Origin of the sequence: Pedobacter indicus (assembly GCF_003449035.1) — a bacterium.
Classification (GTDB): Bacteria; Bacteroidota; Bacteroidia; order Sphingobacteriales; family Sphingobacteriaceae; genus Albibacterium; species Albibacterium indicum.
The window spans coordinates 1,275,726-1,300,600 of the sequence record NZ_QRGB01000001.1 but is presented as its reverse complement, the minus strand read 5'-3'; the positions used below and the strand labels follow the sequence as shown (position 1 = coordinate 1,300,600).

Here is a 24,875-nt window from a genome sequence, read left to right as displayed (position 1 = left end):
TATTTTTTTGCAAAAAAAGTGGAAAAAATCCACAATTCCATATAGTTTGACGTATATCTTTCTTATGACAGCTGCTCGCTAGTCAAACCGAACCTTCGTTCTCGTTTTTGATACGCTATAATAGCCTCATAAAAGTCCTGTTTATTAAAATCAGGCCATAACTTATCAACGAAATACAATTCAGAATAGGCTAATTGCCAGAGAAGGAAATTACTGATCCGCTGCTCCCCACTTGTTCTTATCATCAACTCCGGATCGGGAATACCAGCAGTTTCTAAATTATTGGCAAATAACGCCTCATCTACCTCTTCTATTTTAAGTTCGCCATCTAAGACCCGTTGCGTGATGTGTTTTGTTGCCTCAACAATCTCTTGACGAGAACTGTAACTCAAGGCCAAAGTTAGCGTGCAATTTGTGTTACTCGAAGTCTTTTCGATCGCCTTAAGCAAAAGTCTAGAACAGGACGATGGTAACAGCTCAATATCCCCAATCGTATTAAGTCTCACACCATTTTTCATCAGGGTTTTGGTTTCTTTATTAATAGCGTTGACAAGGATTTCCATCAGAGCGGTTACTTCCAATTTAGGGCGTTTCCAATTCTCTGTTGAGAAAGCGTATAATGTTAAAAAGGGGATACCGATTTCGACCGCTGCTTCAACCGCCTGCCTGACAGATTCGACACCTTGGTTATGTCCAAAAACCCGTAATTTACCTTTCTCCTTTGCCCATCGTCCATTACCATCCATAATAATAGCGACGTGCTTTGGTAATTTATCCAGGTTAAGCTGTTCCTTGAGTTCCATTTGTATTTTTATTACCGGTCTATTTCATTACGGCAAGTAGATTACAACACTATTCCTTTTTTTATAATAGGAAAAATCAGGAACAAAGATAGAAGAATGTTCTAAATTCCTAAAATATTTAATAGTTTCGGCTGTCTATACCCCACAGTAGTTTACGTCTCAGCGTTGACAAGAAACTCTCTTCCTTTAAACGGATTAAGTTGACAAGAAAGTCTGCTTTGGCCACGGTCAATTTAACATCGGTGTGCAGATCCGTCGTTTTTGAGTCACATGACAACAGAAACTCGTTACTGCGGCTCTCTATTTCGATCGTTAATACATCACGATCAGAAATAACAAGGGGACGTACATTTAGATTATGAGGTGAAATCGGTGTAATCACAAAATTGTTTGAATCCGGGAGAATAATCGGCCCGCCACAACTTAATGAATAAGCAGTGGAACCGGTAGGTGTAGCTACAATGATACCATCTGCCCAATATGCATTGAGGAGTTCACCGTTCAGGTATACACTGGTTGTAATCATAGCTGAAGATCTTCTCTTCAAAACTGTAATGTCATTTAACGCGAAACTATCACCATTGAATAGAGGCTGGCTTGAGCTGCTGACTGACAATAAGGTCCGTTTTTCGACACTGTAATCGCCTTTCAATAATAAGTCTAAGGCACTTGAAATATCATTCTTATTAATACTAGCCAAAAAGCCTAATCGACCCAAGTTGATGCCCGTAACCGGTATTTCAGAGTCCCGAATGATCGACACAGCAGACAACATCGTTCCATCGCCGCCCAAACTTAGCATAAAATTTATATCGGAAGGCAGATCATCCCGTTTGTCAAACACTTTCCAGGTTCCACATTCCATAAAGGTCGACAGGAAACTATCAAAACTTCCATATACCCAAAGTTCAACTTCCCTTTCTCTAAGCAAGTTAAATAGTTGTTCAACAAAAGGTATTACTGAAGACTGAAACTCGATACCGTAGACTGCAACTTTCATTTACATATTTAAATAGTTCATAAGTTGCTCATATCGATCACGCGATGAATCGTCCGCTCTCAACTCATTGAACGTAGCTTTCACATGGTATTCATACCGCAAAAACGCTGCAACAATAGATGCAACATCCGTCCGGTTTAATTTTATTGTAATCTCCACACGAGTAGAATCTGGAAACCTCCTAACATATGAACTGAGAATCTGCGCATTGTCCGACTCAACAATCTGAGCAATATGAGCCAGAGAATTGTCTCTATTATTAACTTCTAAAACAATGATTGCTCCGGGTTCATCAGATGTCGTAATCTGCGCAAGTGTTTGAATAACATCGTGCAAAGTAATACACCCGCAATAATGATGCTTTTCGTCTACCACTGCCAAAACATCCAATTGATGAATAAAAAATAATCTTACGACATCGTAGAAGTGCTGTGTATTGAAAATAAATATCAATTCATGAGAGACGTCTTTGAGTTTGCTGTCTTCATTCTCACTGAGAGCAGACTTGATATCTTCTTCGTGCACCAAGCCAACAAATTGGTTATACCGAATAAAAGGCAATTGCTTCACATTATACTCATTCATACGATCCAATAAAGACTGAAGGCTATCTGAAGCCTTAGCCGCATAAATCGTATCAGAAATCATATCTTGAGCAATCATTACCTTCTCCTTATCTATTAAACTATATAGAAACTGATTGGTTTAACCGTTCTAAGTAATCTCTTAACAGCACATTGAATTTCTCAGGTTGTTCCATCATCGGCGCATGACCACACTGGTCTACCCAATGCAGTTCTGAGTCGGGTAATAGCTCATTGAACTGCTCGGCAACATCTGGCGGAGTTACCTTATCCTGCTTTCCCCAGATAATGCATACGGGGATCTTGATTTTAGGAAGGTCTTTTGCCATATTATGACGTATTGCCGACTTGGCCATCGCTAATATTCTGATAACCCGTTCCCTGTTGTTGACTGTTGCATAAACATCATCAACGAGCTCCGGTGTAGCGGTGAGTGGACTGTAAAACGTGAACTCTACCTTTTCCTTGATATACTCATAGCTGCCGCGCTTAGGAAAACTTCCGCCGAAAGAGTTTTCATACAAACCCGAACTACCAGCTAATACAAGCGACCTCACATTCTCTTGAGAGGCAACGCAATACATCAAACCCACATGCCCTCCTAAAGAGTTACCAACTAAAACAAAATCTTTTAGTTTCATATGGCGGATAAACTTGGCTAAAAACTTAGACAAGGTCTTTACTCCGGTCGTTATAATGGGCATCTCATAAACAGGCAACATGGGTATAATCACTCTATATTGCCCTTTAAATTCATTAACCACCGCTTCCCAATTACTGAGTGCACCCATCAAGCCGTGAAGAAGTATAATAACATCTCCTTGACCTTCATCAATATATTTAAATTCTTTGTCTTCTTTTACGGTAAAATTCATGGGTTTCTATTTCGCTAATTCATTTTTTCAAGATATATATCAAGAAGAAGTTTGCTTATTATTTTTTAAATGTAATAATTTAGATTTAGAAAAACCTATTGTTTCTAAGCAGATAAAACCTCCTTAACGATTTCAGATATCGTTCTTCCGTCAGCTTTTCCGGCGAGTTCTTTATTAGCAGCACCCATGACTTTTCCCATATCTTTCATACTGTTCGCACCTAGCTGTTCCACGATTTTCAATATCTTTGTTCTCACCTGTTCTTTGTCTAATTGTTTAGGCAAGTAACTCTCAATCACGTCGATCTCTTCTTGCTCTATCGCAAACAGATCATCTCGCTGTTGTTGTTTATAGATCTCGGCAGACTCTCTGCGTTGCTTAACAAGGCGCTGCAACACTTTAATTTCTTCTTCCGCGCCAAACGTGCCAGCATTCTTATCGGTCTCTGCTACAAGAATAGCAGCCTTAATAGCCCGAAGGCCACGCAAGCGTGCCTGATCCTTGGCAAGCATGGCGCTTTTTATATCTTGATTAACTGTATCTTTTAGTGACATATTTAAAATATTATAATGAGCAAAACTACTTAATTCTATCGATAATCATTTTCTATGGAACATTGTTCCGTTAGCTTGAGCAGTCGGCATAATCAATAGTTCATTGATATTCACATGCTTGGGACGAGAAACAACATACGAGACCGCATCTGCTATATCGTTTGCCAGCAAAGGATCAAAACCCTGATATACTTGTTCTGCCCGCTCAGCATCTCCTTTAAACCTGACAATTGAGAATTCAGTTTCGACAGCACCCGGATGAATTGTGGAAACCTTTACTGAAAAAGGAAGTAAATCTATTCTCATAGCCTTACTTAATGAGTCAACTGCATGTTTCGTTGCACAATAAACATTCCCCTTAGGGTACACCTCTTTAGCAGCAATTGACCCGATATTGACCACATGTCCTCTCTTTCGTTCCTTCATACCAGGAAGAACCATACGACTGATATACAAAAGCCCCTTTATATTTGTATCAATCATTCGGTCCCAGTCGTCCCAATCACCCTCATCTATTGGATCCAGACCTTGACTCAATCCGGCATTATTAATTAAAACATCAATTTCCTGCCATTGTTTTGGGAGATTATTCCAAGATTCTTTAACCTGACCTTTGTCCCGAACATCTAATTCTATGATTTTGCATTCAATATCAAACGCAGCGATTAATTCTTTTGCTAATTGATCAAGTCTATTACCCCTACGGGCTACCAGAAGAAGTTTATAACCGTCCTGAGCAAAAGTGCGCGCACAAGGCTCTCCTATTCCAGCGCTAGCTCCGGTAATCATGGCAATTTTTGCTGTATTCACGTCTTAACTATTTAGTTGCTATATATATTGTACAAATACCAAAAGTCTGAGGTTTGCACTCCGCCTTCCTGAAGCCGGCGTCTTTTAAACAATCGGCAAACTTTTCCCCATCGGGGAATTGTGCAATTGATTCCGGAAGATAGGTATATGCGCGATTATCTTTGGAAAATAGCCGACCTATAGCCGGCAGAATATATTTCGAATAAAAAGAATAAAGTTGTTTAATAGGAAACTTCTTGGGGTTAGAAAACTCCAAGACCACGGCTTGCCCGCCTGGACGGAGAACACGATGGATATTCGTCAAACCTTCATTTAGATTTTCGAAATTCCTAACACCAAAGGCGACCGTTACCGCGTCAAACGAATTCTCGTCAAACTCCAGATTTTCGCTGTCGCCTAATTCTACAGAAAATGTTTCAGTCAGGTTATTGCGCTCAATCTTTTCCCTCGCAATTGCTAACATACCTTCCGAGATATCAATTCCAATAACGCGTGACGGCTGCAACCTTTTGATCGACTCTAAGGCGAAATCACCTGTACCGGTTGCGACGTCCAAAATACGCGCTGGCTGTAAATTCTTAAGACTTAAAATGGCTCTCCTTCTCCATATTTTGTCAATACCGAAAGAGAGAAAATGATTTAAAAAATCATATTTAGCAGAAATATTATTGAACATCGCAGCCACCTGCTGTTTCTTGCCAGCATCAGACTGCCTATACGGTGTAATGATTTTTGTCATATACTATACAAAGATACAAAGGCCAAATTATAAATTAGTATAAAGAGTTCCTAGTTTTTAATGTTTAACTTTGTAAAATGATTATCAGAAGTGCCGAATTTTTATGTAGCAACACGAGAACAGAGAAACTACCCGAACCCAACTTGCCTGAATACGCATTCATCGGCCGCTCAAATGTTGGAAAATCTTCTCTGATTAATGCGCTTACAAACAAGAAAAATTTAGCTAAAACCTCTCAGACACCTGGGAAAACACAACTGATCAATCATTTCCTTATCAACGGAGAATGGTATCTCGTTGATCTTCCCGGTTATGGCTATGCAAAGACATCCAGAACGAATCGCGCTGAATGGGAAAAGTTTATCAGACGATATTTACGGGTAAGAGAAAACTTACAATGCATTTTTGTTTTAATCGACAGTCGTCATGAGCCTCAGAAACTAGATCTTGATTTCTGTCATTGGCTCGGAGAGAACGGGATCCCCTTCCTGCTCGTTTTTACAAAGGCCGACAAACAATCAAACTTAAAATCAATGCAAAATATTCAGAAGTTCAAAAAGGCTCTTTTACAATGGTTTGAAGCGGTACCACCGTTTTTTTTAACTTCATCAGAAACTCAGGAAGGATGTGAAAGCTTGTTAGAAGAAATAGACAATATTAATCAGCGCTTCCATGAGCAAACGCATTAAGACCCGTCATTACCAAACAATATGAGGAAATATTTTTCTTTAGTTTTATTTGCACATAGCATCTTTGCATTACCGTTTGCTATCATCGGTTTTTTTCTCGCCACAACAGTTAACTCGGCAGATTTCAGTGCAATCAAATTTATTCTCATGCTCCTTTGCATGGTCTTCGCTAGAAACGCTGCCATGGCTTTTAACCGATACATCGACCGGGGCATTGATATTCTAAATCCAAGGACTGCTAACAGAGACATTCCGTCAGGAAGGGTATCTCCAAATCAAGCACTTACATTTACAATCGTAAATTCTATTTGCTTTATCATGGCTACTTATTTCATCAATTCGCTTTGTTTCTATTTATCCCCTGTTGCACTTCTTGTTATACTTGGTTATAGCTACACAAAACGGTTCACGGCACTGTGTCATCTTGTTTTAGGGCTCGGTTTAGGGCTCGCTCCCTTAGGTGCTTATTTAGTCATAACCGGGGCATTTGATATTGTACCTGTTTTCTACTCATTAGCAGTCATTTTCTGGGTAAGCGGCTTTGATATCATTTATGCATTGCAAGACGAGGAATTTGATAAAGAAGAAAACCTACACTCGATACCGGCTTTTTTTGGAAAGAAAAAAGCATTGAGGATATCAGAACTGCTCCACCTTCTTTCCGCCATTTTTGTTATCCTGCCAGCTTTCTACATAGAACTCGGATGGCTTTATTACATTGGAGTTGTTTTTTACGTCAGTTTATTAGTTTATCAACACCTTATTATCAGTCCAACGGATCTGAGAAGAGTAAACCGTGCATTTATGACCACCAATGGCATTGCGTCGGTAATCTTCGCTATCTTTTTCTTATTAGATATTTGGATTTAGAAAATGCAAGAAATGAAAGACCTTACTATTCAGAAGAAAACCAGAAGTTTTGTACCAGAAAACATCAACGTTATATGGGAAGAGTTATCGCCTTTGTTCGACGACCTAAAAAGCAGAGAAATAAAGTCCTTAAAAGAGCTGGAAAAGTGGATGGCTGATCGTAGTGAACTGGAAGCTATGCTCGAAGAGGATGCTGCGTGGCGATATATCCGGATGACTTGCAACACAAACGATGAAAAATTATTGCAAGATTTTCAATACTTTGCTACCGAAATCGAACCAAAAATTGCCCCTGTTAGCAACTTCCTCAATAAAAAGTTAATTGACAATCCATTTACTAAAGAACTCGATCGCAACAAATATTTCATTTATATACGAAGTGTAAAGAATGCGCTGGCTTTATTTCGAGAAAAAAACATTCCTCTGCAAACTCAGGTTCAGATTGAACAACAGAAATATCAATCCATCACAGGGGCAATGTCGGTAGAACTGAACGGAAAGGAATATACGCTGGAACAAGCTGCTGTATTTATGAAAGATACAGATCGGGATAAAAGACGATCAGCCTGGCAAGCGATCACAGAACGGCGACTGGAGGATAGAAGTTCATTGAATTCCCTATTCAATCAATTGATATCCTTAAGGCATCAGATAGCAAAAAATGCTGGTTTTGATAACTATCGGGATTATGCGTTCAAGGCGATGGGGCGCTTCGATTATACTCCAGAGGATTGTTTTCAGTTTCATGATGCGATTGAACGAAACATCGTTCCGATTCTTAGGGAAATTGCTGAAGAGCGAAGGGAAACATTGGATCTTCCAATCTTACGACCTTGGGATATGGATGTCAACCCGCACAATCTGGCTCCTCTACAACCTTTTAAAAATGGTGAGGACCTGATTCAAAAAACGAAAACATGCTTCGCTAAATTAGACCCCTATATCGGCGAGCGTATTGAAATCATGCAGGCAAATGGGCTTTTCGATGTTGAAAGCAGGAAAGGAAAAGCACCAGGCGGATACAACTATCCGCTTTCGGAAACTGGCGCACCATTCATTTTTATGAACTCTGCCAATACGTTTCGAGATTTAACCACCATGGTACATGAAGGGGGGCATGCCTTGCATACATTTATCTCGTCTCACCTGGAATTGAACGATTTTAAACATCTACCGAGCGAGATCGCGGAATTAGCGTCCATGTCTATGGAGTTGATCTCTATGTCGCATTGGGATGTCTTCTTCGAAAATGAAGAGGATTTGAAAAGAGCCAAGCGAGATCAGTTGATCGACGTACTCAAAACTTTGCCTTGGGTTGCTACGATCGACCGCTTCCAACACTGGATTTACACTCATCCAGAACATACCGATGAAGATAGAGCACGTGAATGGACTGCTATCTTCAACCAATTCGGTCATCAATTTGCTGATTGGAATGAACTGGAAGACGCCCGCGAAAATCTTTGGCAAAAGCAATTACACCTATTCGAAGTCCCATTCTATTACATCGAATACGGAATGGCACAACTGGGCGCTATAGCAATCTGGAAGAACTATATTGAAGATCCTGAAAAAGGCTTGGAAAATTATCTAAAAGCTCTCACACTGGGATATACGAAAACAATCCCAGAAACATATCAAACAGCGGGCATTCAGTTTAACTTCGATGAAAACTACGTCAAGGAGTTGGCCGACTTCATTAAAGAACAGCTCGATCAACTTTAAGAATTAAGTATCTTTTAATGACTATCGAGAAAAAGAAAAGGTTCGTAATCATCGTACTCCTGGGGCTGCTGGCCGCTCTCGGGCCTTTTTCTATCGACATGTACCTGCCAGGTTTTCAGGCTATTGCGACAGACCTCGGCACCAATATCGAGAAAATACAGATGTCCCTAACCAGCTTTTTTGTGGGCATTGCATCAGGTCAGCTTGTCTACGGACCGCTACTAGACCGTTTTGGGCGCAAAACCCCGTTGATAGTCGGTTTAGTTATCTATATCGGTGCCTCGATTGGCTGTGTTTTTATACAAACAGCTGATGGGCTTATTCTACTTCGTTTTGTTCAGGCTCTCGGAAGCTGCGGAGGGATGGTTGCGTCTCGAGCATTGGTTCGTGATTACTTTCCGGCATCCGAAACTGCAAAAATATTTTCTCTCCTCATGCTCGTGATTGGTGTTTCACCAATTCTGGCACCCACACTAGGTGGGATGGTTATCCATCTTTGGGGATGGCATTTTATTTTTGCATTTTTAGCGGTACTCACTGCGATAATCGCATTGGGGGTAATTTTTGTTCTTCCCAAAAGTGAAGCCAATCCACAGGTCTCTCTGATGCCCCGACCAATTATCCGGGGCTTTATACAAGTCCTCAAAACACCCGCTTTTATTATATATGCTATTGCTGGTGGAACAGCATCGTCTGGGATGTATGCGTACCTTTCAGGCTCACCGTATGTCATGATGGACATCTATGGCTTAACGGAACAACAATATGGTTGGGTATTCGGTCTCGTGGCTGCCGGTCTAATTACATCGAGTCAATTAAACAATCTTCTGCTGAAGAGACACAGCAGTGCCACAGTAGCATACTACGCATTGATGATGCAAGCGATTGTTGGCTTATGCCTGTTTCTTTTCGCGATCTTAGATAGCTTAAGTCTTTTTAGTATTATATTTTTAATCTTTTGTTTCTTGGCCTGCCAAGGCTTTGTCTTCCCGAACACATCTGCCTTGGCGTTAAATCCTTTTTCAAAATCCGCTGGCAGTGCATCCGCTTTACTGGGAAGTATTCAATTAACCATTGGAGCAGTCGCTTCAGCATTGGTAAGCATGCTCCACAACAACACCTATATTCCGATGACATCAATCATGGCTTTTTGTGCCGTGTCAAGCTACTTGATCTTAATCTTTGCGGTTAGGTGGACAAAGAAAAAAAGTAAATCTAACAGCCAATCTCAATAACATAAATTCCTGCGAATGTCGTAACTTCGTCTCTATGGCAAGCATATCACCCGGAGAAAAAATAGATATACTGAGAAGGGAACTCAATCAATATAATTACGAATACTATGTCTTGGCGCAGCCGTCAATTTCGGATTACGAGTTCGATCAGAAGTTAAAGGAATTGCAAAAGCTGGAAGATGAAAACCCTGACTTTTTTGATCCTCGCTCACCGACTCAAAAGGTAGGTGGAGAGGTTACCAAAAAGTTTAAGGTTGTAACGCATACCTGGCCGATGCTCTCACTGAATAACACGTATAATGAACAAGAGCTGAGAGATTTTGATACACGGGTTAGAAAGGTCGTAGGCAACCAGATTGAATATGTATGCGAATTGAAGTTTGACGGGCTTTCTATCAGCATACGTTATGAGCACGGCAAATTGACGCAGGCGGTCACTCGTGGAAACGGTGTAGAGGGTGATGATGTAACAGCAAACGTTAAAACCATACGCAGCATTCCACATCAAATTAAGGGACAAGGCTTCCCTGATTTTTTTGAGATCCGCGGAGAAATTTTTATGCACCGGGCAGCATTTTTACGTCTGAACGAAGAACGGGCTGAACAAGGTAGTCAAACTTTTGCCAATCCACGCAACTTTGCTGCCGGCACCATCAAACTTCAGGATTCCAATGAAGTTGCCAAAAGACCGCTAGACTGTTTTCTTTATTTCTTGTATACAGAAAATCGAGATAAGCTATTCCATACACACTCCGAAAGCTTAACTGCATTGAACGATTGGGGATTTCCTACAAGCAAACATACCAAGGTGTGTCAGAACATGGATGAGGTATGGAAATTCATTGAATATTGGGAGAAGAACAGAAGCGCCCTTTCATATGATATCGACGGCATTGTAATCAAGGTAAATAATTATATCCAACAAGAGGATCTTGGCTTTACAGCAAAATCCCCACGTTGGGCAATATCTTATAAATATAAAGCTGAAGAGGTTTACACGGTACTCAAAAAAGTCAGTTATCAGATTGGAAGGACGGGTGCAGTAACTCCAGTTGCAAATCTAAAACCTGTATTACTGGCGGGCACGACGGTAAAAAGAGCAACCTTGCATAATGCAAATGAAATTGAGCGGTTAGATTTACATGAACAAGACACCGTTCTGATCGAAAAAGGCGGAGAGATTATTCCGAAAATTATCTCTGTCGACAAAACGAAACGGAAACACCATGCTGAAGCTATCGTATACCCTTCCAACTGTCCAGAATGCGGCACACCCTTAGTTCGCGAAGCGGGTGAAGCTATTTATTTCTGCCCGAATGATCGCCATTGTATTCCACAGATTCTTGGCAAGCTCCAGCATTTTGTAAGCAAAGGAGCAATGGATATTGCCGGTATCGGAAATGAAACGATCGTAACGCTTTATCATGCCGGACTTGTAAAGCAAATTAGTGACTTATATCTTTTAGGTGAAAGAACTGAAGAGCTATCTCATATCGAGCGGTTCGGTGAAAAGTCCATACAAAACATGATTGAAGGCATTGAGAAGTCAAAGCAAAAACCCTTCGACAAAATACTTTTTGGCTTGGGAATTCGCCATATAGGGGCGACTGTAGCGCAAAAACTGGCTAATCACTTTGAGACAATGGACAAACTTTCCACAGCAACATCAGAAGAAATAACCGCCATTCACGAGATCGGTGAACGGATCGCCAACAGCTTGGTAAATTATTTTGCCGATGAAGAACATCTAAATGAAATTGAAAAACTAAAAGCTGCCGGACTAAATTTTGAAATTGTACAAATCAAGAAGGAGATTCTCAGCGACGAACTTCATGGTAAGACATTTCTTATTTCAGGAGTCTTTGAAACCATTAGTCGCAATGATTTAAAGGATATAATTGAAAAACACGGGGGAAAGATGGTAAGCAGTATATCTGGTAAATTAGATTACCTTGTTGCTGGCGAAAATATGGGCCCAAGCAAGCTTGCCAAGGCTGAAAAATTAAATATTGACATAATTTCTTACGAACAGCTATTAAAAATGATAATAAAATAGCCATATTTGCATAATATTAACAAAAAAGTACTTAATGAAGGGTCTTATCGGCGTCGGAGTCGCCCTAGTTACTCCATTTGATGAAAATGACCAAGTTGATTTTGACACGCTGGGAAAACTAATTGATTTCCAGATTGAGGGTGAAGTAGACTATCTCGTTTTGCTGGGCACTACAGGTGAAACAGCAACCCTGACAACCGAAGAGAAAAAAGAGATTTTTAAGTATGCATCAAAGAAAGCAAACGGTAGAGTCCCGTTAGTTGCTGGAATAGGCGGCAATAACACCACAGAATTAGTTTCGTTTTTACGCGAGACTGACTTGTCGGCCTACTCGGCTATCCTTTCGGTAAGCCCCTATTATAATAAACCAACCCAAGAAGGAATTTATCAGCATTATGCGAGGTTAGCCAAAGCGACAGATCTTCCAATCATACTTTATAACGTTCCACGTCGCACAGGCAGCCACATGGAACCCAAGACAATCCTACGATTGGCTAATGATTTCAATAATATTGTTGGAATTAAGGACGCCTGTGGCGACTTTGATCAGTACAATAAAATTATGAGAGATAAACCCGCTGACTTTCTGCTGATATCGGGAGATGACGCATTGTTTCTACCCATGGCATCGATCGGTGCACAGGGTTTGATTTCAGTTGCCGGCAATGCTTTTCCCAAAGAGATCAAACAATTAACAAGCTTAACATTGGATAACAAATGGCATGAGGCGAGGGAAATTCACCTTCATTTGTTACCTTTATTCGAATTATGCTTCACCGAGAGCAACCCTGCTGGTGTCAAAGCTATGCTCAATGAAAAAAGACTCTGTAGCGAAGCAACCAGACTGCCTCTGGTACCTGTTACAGAGCCTACTCGAGACCAGATCAAGCAAGAACTCAAACAACTTGGAATTTAAAAAGGCCAATCTTAATGATTGACCTTTTTAAATTAATTTCTTATTTCCCAGCGTTTTTTGCTTCTTGAATTTTCAAACGAAGATCCTGCGAAAGATTCTTCAACTCTTGAAGACCTTTTCTTACGCGTGTACCTGCAGCGCTATTTCCTTTATTAAAAAACTTATCTGCATCAGACTCTAGTCCTTCCAAAAGACTTTTCAATTCATTGAATTTTTCCATACTTGCCATAATTAATTACTCCTTTTTTTAATTTATAAATTAAGTTAATAATGAATGTATGTCTAAAAGTAGAATCTTTTTTCGAAAAAAAAAACTAAAAACGCGATAAATTGCATTAAAAGTCGCTTTTTACTGGGTTGAAACTACGTTTTGTTGTTTATAGTATCCTTGTTTCAATTTCTCGCCAATTTCTGTATAAGCTTCCAGCGTACGTTGAACGTCCTCTAAAGAGTGTGTTGCTGTAGGAATCAAACGTAATTCAATCTGACCTTTTGGAATAACAGGATATACCACAATGGAACAAAAAATACCATAGTTTTCCCTCAAATCCATCGTAAGAGATGTTGCTTCCGTCAAATCACCCTTCAAGAAAACTGGAGTAATTACCGTATCAGTATCTCCAATATCAAAGCCACGCTGACGTAGCCCATCCTGAAGTGCACGGGCAATCTCCCATAGTTTTTCTCTAAGTTCCGGATGGTTTCTTAGCAGCTCAAGACGCTTTCTAAGTCCAATCACCATAGGCATTGGCAAAGATTTTGCGAAAGTCTGAGACCGCATATTATAACGTAAAAATGTTATAATTTCCTCGTTCGCAGCTACAAAGGCCCCTATTCCGGCCATTGACTTTGCAAAGGTGCCAAAATAAATATCTACAGCCTCATTACAATCTTGAGCTTCGTGCGTACCAGCACCAGTCGCCCCCATGGTACCAAAGCCATGAGCATCGTCAACCAACATCCGGAATGGAAATTCTTTTCTCAATGCTCCAATTTCCTTTAATTTTCCCTGTGCACCAGACATTCCGAAGACTCCTTCAGTAATCAGAAGGATGGCTCCACCTGTCTGCTCCACCAGTTTCGTTGCACGCTCTAACTGTTTGCGACAGCTGTCAATATCGTTATGTTGATATACGAAACGTTTACCCATATGGAGACGAACGCCATCAATAATGCAAGCATGAGATTCAGCATCATAAACGATCACATCGTTTCTGTCAACCAATGCGTCGATGATAGAAACCATACCTTGATAACCATAGTTTAGCAAGAACGCATCTTCTTTCCCTACAAATTCGGCCAATTCCTGCTCCAACATTTCATGATGAGTCGAGTTACCCGACATCATTCTTGCACCCATTGGATAAGCCAAGCCGTACTCGATTGTTCCCTGCGTATCCGCCTCCCTAACCTCGGGATGGTTAGCCAATCCCAAATAATTGTTAAGGCTCCACACCAAATGGTCTTTCCCCCTGAAATTCATATGTGGGGCGATCTCTCCCTCTAACTTAGGAAAAGAAAAATAGCCGTGTGACCATTTATGGTGTTGGCCAAGAGGTCCCAGGTTCTTTGATATTTTCTCAAATAAATCCAAAGTATAGTTATTTTTTGTTAATACAATATAAAAATTATGTACAAATATAGGTTTTTTTAATCAAAACTACTGAGCTACCTAAGCCTGAGCCTCAACAAACTGTCTTGGAAACAGTTATAAACAAAAAAAGCTGCGATTTGATTCACAGCTTTTTTGTTTATAAGTAGACATCAGCTGCTTAGTCCACGTTATCGTGCAGGAAGCTGTTATTCGGTCGTATCCCCGTCTCATCATTATCCTTGGATAATGTAAAACGAGATACATGAGATTCAGATGAATGTACTACATTTTCTAAAGCCATTTGCTTTCTTTTATATGCTGGCTCGTTTTCAATTTCTTGTAGTCCGCTCGCTGAGCGCAATTTCATTCCTAAATCACGCAAACGCAAAATTCTTTCTTTTGCTTTTCTTAACTGCTCCTCGACAGACTCTTCGGTACGATCAGCATCTGGATTCGGCTTTGCCTCTTCTGCTGGACTAAAGGCTTGTTGTGGTTCTTCTCTCTCTTCCGTTTCTTTCGGTATATCAAAAAAGAACTGAGTTTCACTTTCCTTTAATACATATTCATCATCCTTTTTTTCGTCAGCACCGTCTTCCTCTACATCTTCTTCGACCAATGTATGACGGACGATCGGGCGTTCGGATGATTCCGCCTGAGCACCCGTATTGCTTTTTCTCGAAGGATTACTAAATAGGTCAGCCGGTGGTGTTTTAGCCTTTTCCGCCTGAGGATTCCCAGCTATTGGAGTATTTGCTTCATCTTTCACTTCCGCCGTAGCCGCGCTCTCAACCGAACGGCTAGGATTTATCTGATTAACCGGCCTCACCAATGGCACCTCTTCCAAGGGAATTTCAATACGTTGGTTTTCTTTTTCTTTCAAGCGATCCTCCGCAGTTTGAAAACCGGTGGCAATGATGGTCACAGAAAGAGATTCTTCCAAAGATTCATCCACACAATTACCCCAAATCAAATCGGCCGTCATTCCCGCCTGGCTTTGAATAAAGTCAGTAATCGTTGAGACCTCATCCATCGTTACTTCTTTCTTTCCAGAAGTTATATTAAGAAGAATATAGCGAGCACCTTCGATTTCATTATCCTTTAATAACGGAGATGCCAAAGCACCTTCAACAGCTTTTTGAGCCCGATTATCACCCTCTGCCTTATCACTACCCATGATTGCCACACCGCTATCGTTCATAACAGTACGGACATCCTTAAAGTCCACATTGACATAACCCGGTATCGTGATGATTTCAGCAATTCCTTTTGCTGCGGTCGTTAAAATATCATCAGCTTTAGCAAATGCCGCTCCCATAGTCAAATTGCCAAAGATTTCACGAAGACGGTCATTGGATATTACCAAATAAGAATCAACATACTTCTTTAACTCTTCTAAACCTTCTTCTGCTTGTATTTTTCTCCGTTTCCCTTCAAAGGTAAAAGGCGTAGTTACAATAGCAACAGTCAAGATCCCTAGTTCTTTAGCAGCTTTTGCCAGAACCGGACTCGCTCCTGTACCAGTACCACCTCCCATTCCGGCGGTGATGAATAACATCTTGGTGTTCACACCCAACATGCGTTTAATATCTTCGATACTTTCGATAGCAGAATTTTCTCCAACATCCGGATCGGATCCCGCACCCATGCCCTCGGTCAAACTCGATCCCAATTGTACTTTATTGGGTATCGGGCTCAATTCCAGTGCTTGTGCATCCGTATTGCAGATAATAAAGTCTACCCCACTAATTCCTTGTCTGTACATATGGTTAACAGCGTTTCCTCCACCGCCACCAACACCAATTACTTTGATAATCGATGCTTGCTCTTTAATCATTTCGAATTTTAATTCTGCCATATCAATTTATCTTTTAACTCTTATTGAGCTCGGTACTATTTTAATTCTATTCAGTTATTCTAATGTAATATTACCACTTTTCCACAAATCTTTTCAAGAAACAAGTCCTTTGTTGAAAAATTGCCAATTGTGGAAAACTAGCGCGTATAATCTTTGTCATCAACGTTGATATTCGTATCGTCATTGATGAATTTAACAATCCGATCAAGGAAACCAAATCGTGAGCGACCTCGCTCCGAAATGCCCGCGATGTCCAATTTTCCTTTTTCTTCACTTAAGTCAGTATGATATTCGGCGGTTTCAATTCCTTTGATCAACAAACCGATGCCGGTAGCGTAAAGCGGACTTTTTAATTCCTCGAATACCTTCTTAGGCAATTCTTCATTTTTAGCCAAGTGTTCATTCGGAAAACCTACCCGACAATCCAGCCCGGTTACATATTCCACAAGCTGAACCAGGTGTTTCAACTGTGCCCCGCCACCGGTTATCACAATACCTCCTATCAACTTCCGCTCGTAACCCGACGACTTAATCTCATAATAAACGTGCTCTATAATCTCCTCCATTCTAGCCTGGATGATATAAGCCAAATTTTTAACTGAGATCTCTTTGTGATCGCGGCCTCGTAGACCGGGAACACTGATAATCTCGTTATCCCTATTTTCATCGGCAAGCGCAGATCCGAAACGGATTTTAAGCAGCTCGGCCTGGTTTCTTAAAACCGAACAACCCTGCTTAATATCTTCCGTTACAATATTACCCCCTAAAGGAATAACCGCTGTATGTCGGATAATTCCTTCATGGAATATAGCAACATCAGTCGTACCCCCACCAATATCGACCAACACCACGCCGGCATCCTTTTCATCTTCGCCTAAAACAGCCTCAGATGATGCCAGAGGTTCAAGGATAAGCTCCTGTGCCTCCAAATTTGCCTTGGTTACACATTTCTGGATATTTTTAACAGCACTAACGTGTCCAGAAATGATGTGAAAATTAGCCTCCATTCGTCTGCCTGCCATACCGATCGGATCCTTAATACCAGGTTCATTATCAATCGTAAACTCCTGAGGTAAAACATGAATAATTTCTTCCCCCGGAGGAAGAACCAATTTATACATGTCCTCCACCAGTTGCTCGATGTCTTTTCTTGAAATTTCAGTATCATCCTTTCGGGTCAGGATCCCCCGATGCTGTAGACTCTTAATATGTTGTCCGGCAATTCCAACATGAACCACGTTAATATTGACGTTCGATTGCGCACTAGCTATCTCAACGGCCTGTACAATACTGGATACCGTTTTTTGAATATTGGCAACCATCCCTCGGTTTACACCAGAAGACTCGGCATGTCCAACCCCCAATACCTCTATCTTATTCGCTCCACTGCGCCTTCCAACGGTCACACAAATCTTTGTGGTACCGATATCGAGGCCCACCACAATTGGAGCCTCATGCTTGGTTGTAACTCTTTTTTCCATACCTGTTTATTGATTAATGCTGTTATTATTAATAAGATTTTCTTCTTTCCTTATACAAACTATCTGATTTGCAAAACTTAAATTCACCCCCTTATATGTATCCCACCCCACTTTTGGGACAATGTGTTTATAAAACAAACGCAATTTTTCAAACTTTAGATCCAGCGAATCCGCATTCCCTAAAATAATCTGATGACTACCTACCCGAGGCACCATTTCGATCTCCCCATCCCTGTTAACATACAACTGCTCAATCTGCGCTTCCCAAATAGAATCCTGCTCAACATACTCAGCAATCGCATAAAGCCCCTTCAAAACATCACTCTGAACACTATCCAAGCCTGATCCATAGTCTTCATTGATCATACCGTTCGCAACCAATACATTGGGTGCATAATGATTAGAAAGTGGTATCTTTATTAGATTCTTATCCAGATAAAAATCTTCCCCTTTTCGGTTGATAACACGTAATACAGCTTCCCGCTGATTGATCCGAATCTCAACCTTCCCATTCATATCCATATTGACAAGCGCATTTTCGATAAATGGAATGGACCTCAAGTCAGCCTCTATATCATGAATCGGCAATGATTTTAATGTCCGGCCAACTACCTCCCCATGCTTCTCCAAGATCAGCTGATCAATATCCTGCCTTGCTACGAACGACTGCTCTCCCGGAATAATAACGACCAGATCACGACAAGCCAAATCGTTGCTTTTTACGGAAATAAAGCTCATGAGGACGAACAGGCCACTTAAACTAGCCGCCCACACAAAAAGCAGTAGCACTCTTTTCCAGCGTATATGTTTCAATCTTTTAAGCATTCGTCAATATCTGTTCAATCGGTTTAACCAAACGGTCTATATCACCAGCTCCAACGGTCACAACCAACTCCGGCATCTCCTTCTCAACATATGCCAGTGCTTCTTCAGGACTCATTAATTGTTTTTCACCTAGCGTTACCTTTCCTAACAACCACTCTGAATCAACCCCTTCAATAGGCTCTTCCCTTGCAGGGTAAATTGGCAAAAGGATAAGTTTATCGATCTGATCATTACTCAAAACAGCTGCAAAGTCATCCACAAAATCCCTGGTTCTAGAGAATAAGTGTGGCTGAAAAACAACCGTCAGCTTTTTATTCGGATAAATACTATTTACTGCGTCCAAGCATGCCGCCAACTCTGTCGGGTGATGAGCGTAATCATCGATATAGATGTGCCGTTCATTCTTAACAATATACTGGAAGCGTCTTTTAATACCTTTGAAGCTTGCCAGCGATTTCTTGATTGACTCGTTCGGAACACCATATGCCCTTGATGCGGCAATCGCGGCAACTGCATTCTCTACATTATGTCCACCAGCAATACCCAAGCGAATATCTTCAATCCGTTCACCGCCCTGATGGTAGTCAAAATAAAATTCACCATTTATGATGCGTACATTGGATGCATGAATCAGCGTCCCGGAATTCATTCCATAAACCCAGTCGGACGGCAAGTCTAGTCCTTCGTGAACAATGCGCACACCGGTTCCTTTAACCTGATCTATAAAGAGCCTGAAAGAGTCTTTGAGCTGCTCATGGCTGCCGTAAATATCCAGATGGTCTGCATCCATCGATGTCACGATGGCAATATCAGGATGCAAGGTTAAGAATGAACGGTCAAATTCATCTGCTTCAACAACCATAACCTCACTATCTGAGAATAGCGCATTCGTATTATAATTCGTTGCAATACCACCCAAGAAAGCTGAGCACGGAAAGCCGCTATCAGTTAAAATATGAGCAACCATCGTCGAGGTCGTCGTTTTACCATGTGTACCGGCAATAGCGATGGTATATTTTTGAGCACTTAGTAAGCCTAACACCTCCGAACGCTTATGTAGTCCGTGTCCTTTATCTCGAAAGACACGAATGATTTTTGAATCCTTAGGTATAGCAGGTGTATAAATAACCAATGTTTCCTCAAGGTTATTTAAAACTTCGCCAGGCACCGTCGACGGGTCATCTTTATAAACAATACGAATCCCCTCTTCTTCGAGCTGCCGGGTCAAGGATGTTTCTGTTTTATCATAGCCTTCTACCCAATAACCAAGATGATTAAAATAGCGAGCAAGCCCGCTCATCCCAATTCCGCCAATACCGATCAGGTAAACATATTTTATATTATCGATATTCATTCCTGTCTGCTAATTTTAAAACTTCTTCAGCTATCACAACGTCTGCATCTGCGATTGCCATTTTTTTTATCTCCGTTGAAAGACGATCACATTCGTCATCATCTGCAAGCAAAGCCATAACCTTCGCCATTAATTTTTCTTCCGCATCAACATCTGAAACCATAAGTGCGGCACTTCTATCAACCAATGATCTAGCATTTATCGTTTGATGATCCTCCGCAACATTCGGCGAAGGGACCAAAACAACTGGTTTACCGATTACACATAATTCTGAAATCGTACCTGCCCCAGCCCGGGATACGATGACGTCCGCAGCAGCATAGGCGTAATCCATTTGATCCATAAACGCATAAATTTTAACGTACTCACCCTGCCTTTCACTAATCCGGGCGCGATATGATTCAAAATAATACTTTCCGCATTGCCAAATAACTTGTAGATCCTGCTCGATCAACAAATCGATTGCCGCTATGACGCTTTTGTTTAGCGTTGAAGAACCCAGGCTTCCACCAATCACCAAAATAGTCTTCCTTTCAGCTGATAGGTTGAAATGGTTCAGAGCCGCTTGCCGCTTGCCTTCGATCGCAACTGATTCCTGTCGGATCGGATTACCAGTCAGCATAATTTTGTCTTTCGGGAAAAAACGATCCATATGTTCAAAAGCAACGCAGATTTTACTCGCTTTACTTGCCAAACGTTTATTCGTCATCCCCGCATAAGAATTCTGTTCTTGAATGATATAGGGTACCGAGGCATTTCCCGCAACATGCAACAATGGGCCAGACGCATACCCACCAACACCAACCGCTACATGCGGTTTGAACTCTTCTAATATTTTTCGCGCTTTGCGCAGGCTTTTTATCAATTTAAAGGGCAGCTTGATATTCATCCACAGGGATGAGCGATTAAAACCTTGAATATCGAGCCCGACAATCCGGTATCCCGCCGCTGGAACGCGTTCCATTTCCATCCTCCCCAAAGCCCCAACAAACAGCACCTCAGTATCTGGCGCAATGCGTTTTAAAGCATTCGCTATCGATACGGCCGGGAATATATGTCCACCCGTTCCGCCACCACTGATTATGATCCGTTTGCCATTCATTGTTTTATCCCATAGCCGGAATTTCACCGACGATTACTTTTTTTGATGATTCAGATCTCACTTCCTCAATATTCCTGCTTACACTCAATATAATTCCCAAAGCGATGCTGGTAAATAAAATCGACGTACCACCCATACTTACTAACGGTAAGGGCACTCCCGTCACTGGTCCCAACCCCACAGCTACAGCCATGTTAGCTAAAGCTTGTATTGTTAAACTAAAGCCCAAACCAGCTGCCAATAGCGCTCCAAAGGCTTTGGGACTCTGTGTTACGATCCGTATGCATCGATACATGAACACGATGTACAACGCTACCAAAACAACCCCGCCCAACGCGCCATATTCCTCAACAATAATTGCGAAGATAAAATCGGAGTATGGGTGTGGTAATACATTTCTTTCCGTACTATTTCCAGGTCCTTTGCCAAAGAAGCCACCCGTGGCAATCGCTATTTTCGAATGATCTGACTGATAGGATTTATCGGGATCTGCCTCCCCTCCTTTCATGTACGTATTGACACGTGAAATATAGGTATCGCGACGTGGTCCAACGAAAATCACCAATATCAGGAGGAGTCCACCTCCAAAACACACCAAGGCGATTTGTTTCAAACTAATACGTCCGATAATCAACAATAAAATACTCACTCCAAAAAGCATCAAAGCCGTAGAAAGGTTCGCCCAGGCGATCAATACAAAGATGATACACACGGATCCCATAACAGGTATAAAACTCTTTTTAACGTCCTTGATGTTTCCTTGCTTCCGCGTTAACATTCTCGCTAAAAAAGTAATTAAAGCCAACTTTGCTAAATCGGAAGTCTGGAAAGTTTGGTTGATGACAGGAATCGTGACCCAACGGTTCGCATCATTGATCGATTCTCCGAAAATCAAGGTATAAAGTAAAATAGGAATGGTAACAATCATCAAAATCTTCGAAATACCCGCGTAATAACGATAGTCCAGTAAATGTGAGAAATACATTAAGGCAAATCCGCCGATAATCATGGACATGTGCTTTACAAGATACACTTCAGACGCCATGCTATTCTTATACGCAAGCGTTCCAACCGAACTGTATACAGCCAGCATAGACCATAAGGATAGGATGATAACAATAATCCAAATCCACCGATCGCCTTTTAATTTACTAAATACCTTATTTACCATAGACCCATTTTCTTTTATAGATCACGAACAGCCTTTTTAAACTGATCGCCCCGATCTTCATAATTCTTAAATAAGTCAAAACTAGCACAGGCCGGTGACAACAACACAGTATCTCCTTTCTTCGCCAAGTGAAACGCCATTGTCACAGCATCCTGCATATTTTCCGTATTGACAATAATTTCTGTATCATCCGCAAAGGCTTCATGAATCCGCTGATTATCCTTTCCAATACAGATAATTGCAGTCACCTTGTTCCGAACCAGATCTTTCAGAATATGATAGTCGTTGCCCTTATCGACTCCACCCATCATCAGCACAACATCTCCGGGCATACTCTCCAGAGCATACCAAACAGAATTTACATTTGTCGCTTTGGAATCATTGATAAAATTGACACCCCCGATCTGGGAAACATGCTCTAGCCGATGTGGGATGTTTTGGTATTCGCCCATACTTTCCCGTATCGACTCATTTCGCAATTCGAGAACTTTGGCTACAATGCCGGAAGCCATATTATTATAGACATTATGTTTGCCCTGTAGAGCTAATTCATTGATTGACATATCAAATATATCTTGATTTAAAACGTTTATTATCATCGTGCCATCCATATCCAGATAGGCCCCTTCGCTAAGCTTTTTCTTTTGTGTAAAAGGGTAATGTATCGCCGGTGTTCTATATTGTTCAAGTCCTTTCTGAATCTCCTCGTCATCCTGATTGTAGATGAATACACTGTCTTTATCCTGATTCTCGCTAATTCTGAATTTCGAAGCAGCATAGTTCTCCATTCGATAGTCATAGCGATCCAAATGATCTGGTGTGATATTTAGCAAAACCGCGATATCGAGTTTCATCTTTTTAAAATCATCCAGCATGAAACTACTGATCTCCAGCACGTAATAATCATGCTTTTCCCTCGCTACCTGCAAGGCGAAGCTTTTGCCGATATTCCCGGCAAGCCCCACGTTCAAACCGGCCCTATTCAAGATAAACCATGTGAGCGTTGCGGTGGTCGACTTGCCATTCGAACCGGTGATACCGATCAACCGCGCATCTGTATAGCGAGCGGCAAATTCAATTTCCGATAAAACAGGTATTCCCGCTTCTCGGATTTTCTTTACAATTGGGGCATTCTGTGGAATACCCGGACTCTTTATCACTAGTTGTGATTCTAAAATCAGCTGCTCAGAATGCTGTTTTTCTTCATAAGAAATCCGAAGTTCATCCATCTGCTGTTTAACCTCATCAGGGATTACACCATAATCTGAAACAAAAACATCATAGCCCTTTTGCTGAGCGAGAATAGCAGCTCCTACACCGCTTTCACCTGCTCCCAAAATGACAAGCTTTTGTCCACCTATATTTTTATCCCTATCCAACATTAGCGCACTTTTAGCGTTACAATGGTTATGATTGCTAACAAAATCCCAACGATCCAGAATCGTGTCACAATCTTTGATTCGTGATAACCTTTTTTCTGAAAATGATGGTGAAGAGGTGACATCAGAAAAATCCTCATCCCTTCTCCATATTTTTTCTTTGTATACTTGAAATAGGACACCTGCATAATCACAGACACCAACTCAATTAAAAACACTCCACATAATACAGGAATCAACAATTCTTTTCTGATCATAATAGCAAAGGCGGCTATGATCCCACCAATAGCCAAGCTCCCCGTATCGCCCATAAAAACTTGTGCGGGATAGGAGTTATACCATAAAAATCCTACACATGCACCCACAAACGCTCCGGCAAAAACAACAAGCTCACCCGAATTCGGAATGTACATGATGTTTAGATAATCCGCAAAAATGGTATTACCCGACACATACGCTAGTATGGCGAGTGTAATGCCAATAATAGCAGAAGTACCAGCAGCCAAACCGTCTACCCCGTCCGTTATATTAGCTCCGTTAGACACGGCGGTAACAATAAATACAACGACGACCAGAAAAAGAGGAAACACGAATTTTCCCGCAGGCACGCCCAAAATTGTCAGTACATTACCATAGTCAAATTCATTTTCCTTATAGAAAGGAACATTGGTTACGGTCGATTTTACATCCTGTGTATAATAAGTCCGTCCGCTATTTGACATCTGTTCCGTCAAATTCTCACTATCCACTTCCGTAATCTTGTTTACCGGAACTTTCTGACGCACCAGAATATCGGGATGAAAATGCATAGTACAGGCGATAATAATTCCTAGGCCCACCTGCCCAATGATCTTAAACCGTCCCGCCAAACCTTCTTTATTTTTCCTAAAAACCTTAATGTAGTCATCCAGAAAGCCAATTGCACCCATCCAAATGGTTGTAACGATCATCAGGATAACGTAGACATTCTCTAATTTTGCAAAAAGAATAGTGGGAACAAGGATACCACCCAAGATAATCAAACCACCCATAGTGGGAGTACCTTGTTTTTCACTTTCACCTTCTAGGCCCAAGTTTCTGACTGTCTCTCCTACCTGCTTATTATGCAGGAGGCGGATTAGTCGCCCTCCATATACTGTTGTTATAATTAACGAGACAATAACAGCCATTGCCGTCCGGAAAGAAATGTAGTTAAACAAACCTCCGGCTGGTATATGAACGTATTGTTCAAGATATTGAACTAAATAATATAACATAG

Annotated in this window: 23 protein-coding genes; 6 read left to right on the top strand and 17 right to left on the bottom strand. The window is 41.1% G+C overall.

Annotation, left to right across the window (positions count from 1 at the left end):
• Positions 1 to 62 precede the first annotated feature (62 nt).
• The 7 genes from D3P12_RS05905 to ubiE form a co-directional block, all read right to left on the bottom strand.
• Positions 63 to 803, bottom strand: a complete 741-nt coding sequence (locus tag D3P12_RS05905; protein ID WP_118194115.1) for an isoprenyl transferase — start codon at positions 801 to 803, stop codon at positions 63 to 65.
• Between the two features lie 118 nt (positions 804 to 921).
• Entirely contained in the window at positions 922 to 1,803 is an 882-nt protein-coding gene (locus D3P12_RS05900; protein ID WP_118194114.1) for an NAD kinase, read from the bottom strand.
• Positions 1,804 to 2,466, bottom strand: coding sequence for a CBS domain-containing protein (locus tag D3P12_RS05895; RefSeq protein ID WP_118194113.1), 663 nt, complete (start codon positions 2,464 to 2,466; stop codon positions 1,804 to 1,806).
• A 22-nt stretch (positions 2,467 to 2,488) separates the two neighbouring features.
• The gene (locus tag D3P12_RS05890) at positions 2,489 to 3,262 is read right to left on the bottom strand and encodes an alpha/beta fold hydrolase (protein WP_118194112.1); all 774 of its coding nucleotides are present in this window, start codon (positions 3,260 to 3,262) and stop codon (positions 2,489 to 2,491) included.
• A gap of 104 nt (positions 3,263 to 3,366) precedes the next feature.
• A complete protein-coding gene (locus tag D3P12_RS05885; RefSeq protein WP_118194111.1) occupies positions 3,367 to 3,816 on the bottom strand; it encodes a GatB/YqeY domain-containing protein in 450 nt (149 codons plus the stop codon).
• Positions 3,817 to 3,861: 45 nt separating this feature from the next.
• Positions 3,862 to 4,605 carry an SDR family NAD(P)-dependent oxidoreductase gene (locus tag D3P12_RS05880; protein WP_118196991.1) on the bottom strand — a complete coding sequence of 248 codons (744 nt, stop codon included), beginning with the start codon at positions 4,603 to 4,605 and terminating at the stop codon, positions 3,862 to 3,864.
• Between the two features lie 28 nt (positions 4,606 to 4,633).
• Entirely contained in the window at positions 4,634 to 5,365 is a 732-nt protein-coding gene (ubiE, locus tag D3P12_RS05875) for a bifunctional demethylmenaquinone methyltransferase/2-methoxy-6-polyprenyl-1,4-benzoquinol methylase UbiE (RefSeq protein WP_118194110.1), read from the bottom strand.
• Positions 5,366 to 5,442: 77 nt separating this feature from the next.
• Here ubiE and yihA point away from each other — a divergent pair, with 77 nt between their 5' ends.
• From yihA to dapA, 6 genes are read left to right on the top strand one after another with little or no spacing between them, the layout of a single operon-like run.
• On the top strand, positions 5,443 to 6,054 hold the full coding sequence (gene yihA, locus D3P12_RS05870) for a ribosome biogenesis GTP-binding protein YihA/YsxC (RefSeq protein ID WP_118194109.1): 612 nt from the start codon (positions 5,443 to 5,445) through the stop codon (positions 6,052 to 6,054).
• Positions 6,055 to 6,075: 21 nt separating this feature from the next.
• Positions 6,076 to 6,924: a UbiA-like polyprenyltransferase gene (locus D3P12_RS05865; protein ID WP_118194108.1), complete on the top strand. Its 849-nt coding sequence runs from the start codon at positions 6,076 to 6,078 to the stop codon at positions 6,922 to 6,924.
• Positions 6,925 to 6,936: 12 nt separating this feature from the next.
• On the top strand, positions 6,937 to 8,649 hold the full coding sequence (locus tag D3P12_RS05860; protein ID WP_118196990.1) for a M3 family oligoendopeptidase: 1,713 nt from the start codon (positions 6,937 to 6,939) through the stop codon (positions 8,647 to 8,649).
• A gap of 17 nt (positions 8,650 to 8,666) precedes the next feature.
• The gene (locus D3P12_RS05855; protein WP_165438720.1) at positions 8,667 to 9,884 is read left to right on the top strand and encodes a multidrug effflux MFS transporter; all 1,218 of its coding nucleotides are present in this window, start codon (positions 8,667 to 8,669) and stop codon (positions 9,882 to 9,884) included.
• A gap of 34 nt (positions 9,885 to 9,918) precedes the next feature.
• Positions 9,919 to 11,940 carry an NAD-dependent DNA ligase LigA gene (gene ligA, locus D3P12_RS05850; RefSeq protein WP_118194107.1) on the top strand — a complete coding sequence of 674 codons (2,022 nt, stop codon included), beginning with the start codon at positions 9,919 to 9,921 and terminating at the stop codon, positions 11,938 to 11,940.
• 34 nt (positions 11,941 to 11,974) lie between these two features.
• Positions 11,975 to 12,856, top strand: a complete 882-nt coding sequence (dapA, locus tag D3P12_RS05845) for a 4-hydroxy-tetrahydrodipicolinate synthase (protein ID WP_118194106.1) — start codon at positions 11,975 to 11,977, stop codon at positions 12,854 to 12,856.
• A gap of 40 nt (positions 12,857 to 12,896) precedes the next feature.
• Here dapA and D3P12_RS05840 read toward each other — a convergent pair whose 3' ends face one another.
• The 10 genes from D3P12_RS05840 to mraY form a co-directional block, all read right to left on the bottom strand.
• The gene (locus tag D3P12_RS05840; RefSeq protein ID WP_118196988.1) at positions 12,897 to 13,076 is read right to left on the bottom strand and encodes a histone H1; all 180 of its coding nucleotides are present in this window, start codon (positions 13,074 to 13,076) and stop codon (positions 12,897 to 12,899) included.
• Positions 13,077 to 13,205: 129 nt separating this feature from the next.
• Complete coding sequence (locus D3P12_RS05835; RefSeq protein WP_118194105.1) at positions 13,206 to 14,450, bottom strand: aminotransferase class I/II-fold pyridoxal phosphate-dependent enzyme; 1,245 nt, start codon at positions 14,448 to 14,450, stop codon at positions 13,206 to 13,208.
• Between the two features lie 178 nt (positions 14,451 to 14,628).
• Positions 14,629 to 16,305 carry a cell division protein FtsZ gene (gene ftsZ, locus D3P12_RS05830; RefSeq protein ID WP_245977399.1) on the bottom strand — a complete coding sequence of 559 codons (1,677 nt, stop codon included), beginning with the start codon at positions 16,303 to 16,305 and terminating at the stop codon, positions 14,629 to 14,631.
• A 137-nt stretch (positions 16,306 to 16,442) separates the two neighbouring features.
• On the bottom strand, positions 16,443 to 17,786 hold the full coding sequence (gene ftsA, locus D3P12_RS05825; RefSeq protein WP_118194104.1) for a cell division protein FtsA: 1,344 nt from the start codon (positions 17,784 to 17,786) through the stop codon (positions 16,443 to 16,445).
• A gap of 6 nt (positions 17,787 to 17,792) precedes the next feature.
• A complete protein-coding gene (locus D3P12_RS05820) occupies positions 17,793 to 18,611 on the bottom strand; it encodes a cell division protein FtsQ/DivIB (RefSeq protein ID WP_157970262.1) in 819 nt (272 codons plus the stop codon).
• The gene (gene murC / locus D3P12_RS05815; RefSeq protein ID WP_118194102.1) at positions 18,604 to 19,965 is read right to left on the bottom strand and encodes a UDP-N-acetylmuramate--L-alanine ligase; all 1,362 of its coding nucleotides are present in this window, start codon (positions 19,963 to 19,965) and stop codon (positions 18,604 to 18,606) included. The genes D3P12_RS05820 and murC overlap by 8 nt, the downstream gene beginning before the upstream one ends.
• Positions 19,952 to 21,067: an undecaprenyldiphospho-muramoylpentapeptide beta-N-acetylglucosaminyltransferase gene (murG, locus tag D3P12_RS05810; protein ID WP_118194101.1), complete on the bottom strand. Its 1,116-nt coding sequence runs from the start codon at positions 21,065 to 21,067 to the stop codon at positions 19,952 to 19,954. Before murG ends, murC begins: the two co-directional genes overlap by 14 nt.
• 4 nt (positions 21,068 to 21,071) lie before the next feature.
• Positions 21,072 to 22,238 carry an FtsW/RodA/SpoVE family cell cycle protein gene (locus D3P12_RS05805; RefSeq protein WP_118194100.1) on the bottom strand — a complete coding sequence of 389 codons (1,167 nt, stop codon included), beginning with the start codon at positions 22,236 to 22,238 and terminating at the stop codon, positions 21,072 to 21,074.
• A 14-nt stretch (positions 22,239 to 22,252) separates the two neighbouring features.
• Positions 22,253 to 23,620: a UDP-N-acetylmuramoyl-L-alanine--D-glutamate ligase gene (gene murD / locus D3P12_RS05800; protein WP_118194099.1), complete on the bottom strand. Its 1,368-nt coding sequence runs from the start codon at positions 23,618 to 23,620 to the stop codon at positions 22,253 to 22,255.
• The gene (mraY, locus tag D3P12_RS05795; protein ID WP_118194098.1) at positions 23,620 to 24,873 is read right to left on the bottom strand and encodes a phospho-N-acetylmuramoyl-pentapeptide-transferase; all 1,254 of its coding nucleotides are present in this window, start codon (positions 24,871 to 24,873) and stop codon (positions 23,620 to 23,622) included. The genes murD and mraY overlap by 1 nt, the downstream gene beginning before the upstream one ends.
• Positions 24,874 to 24,875: the final 2 nt, after the last annotated feature.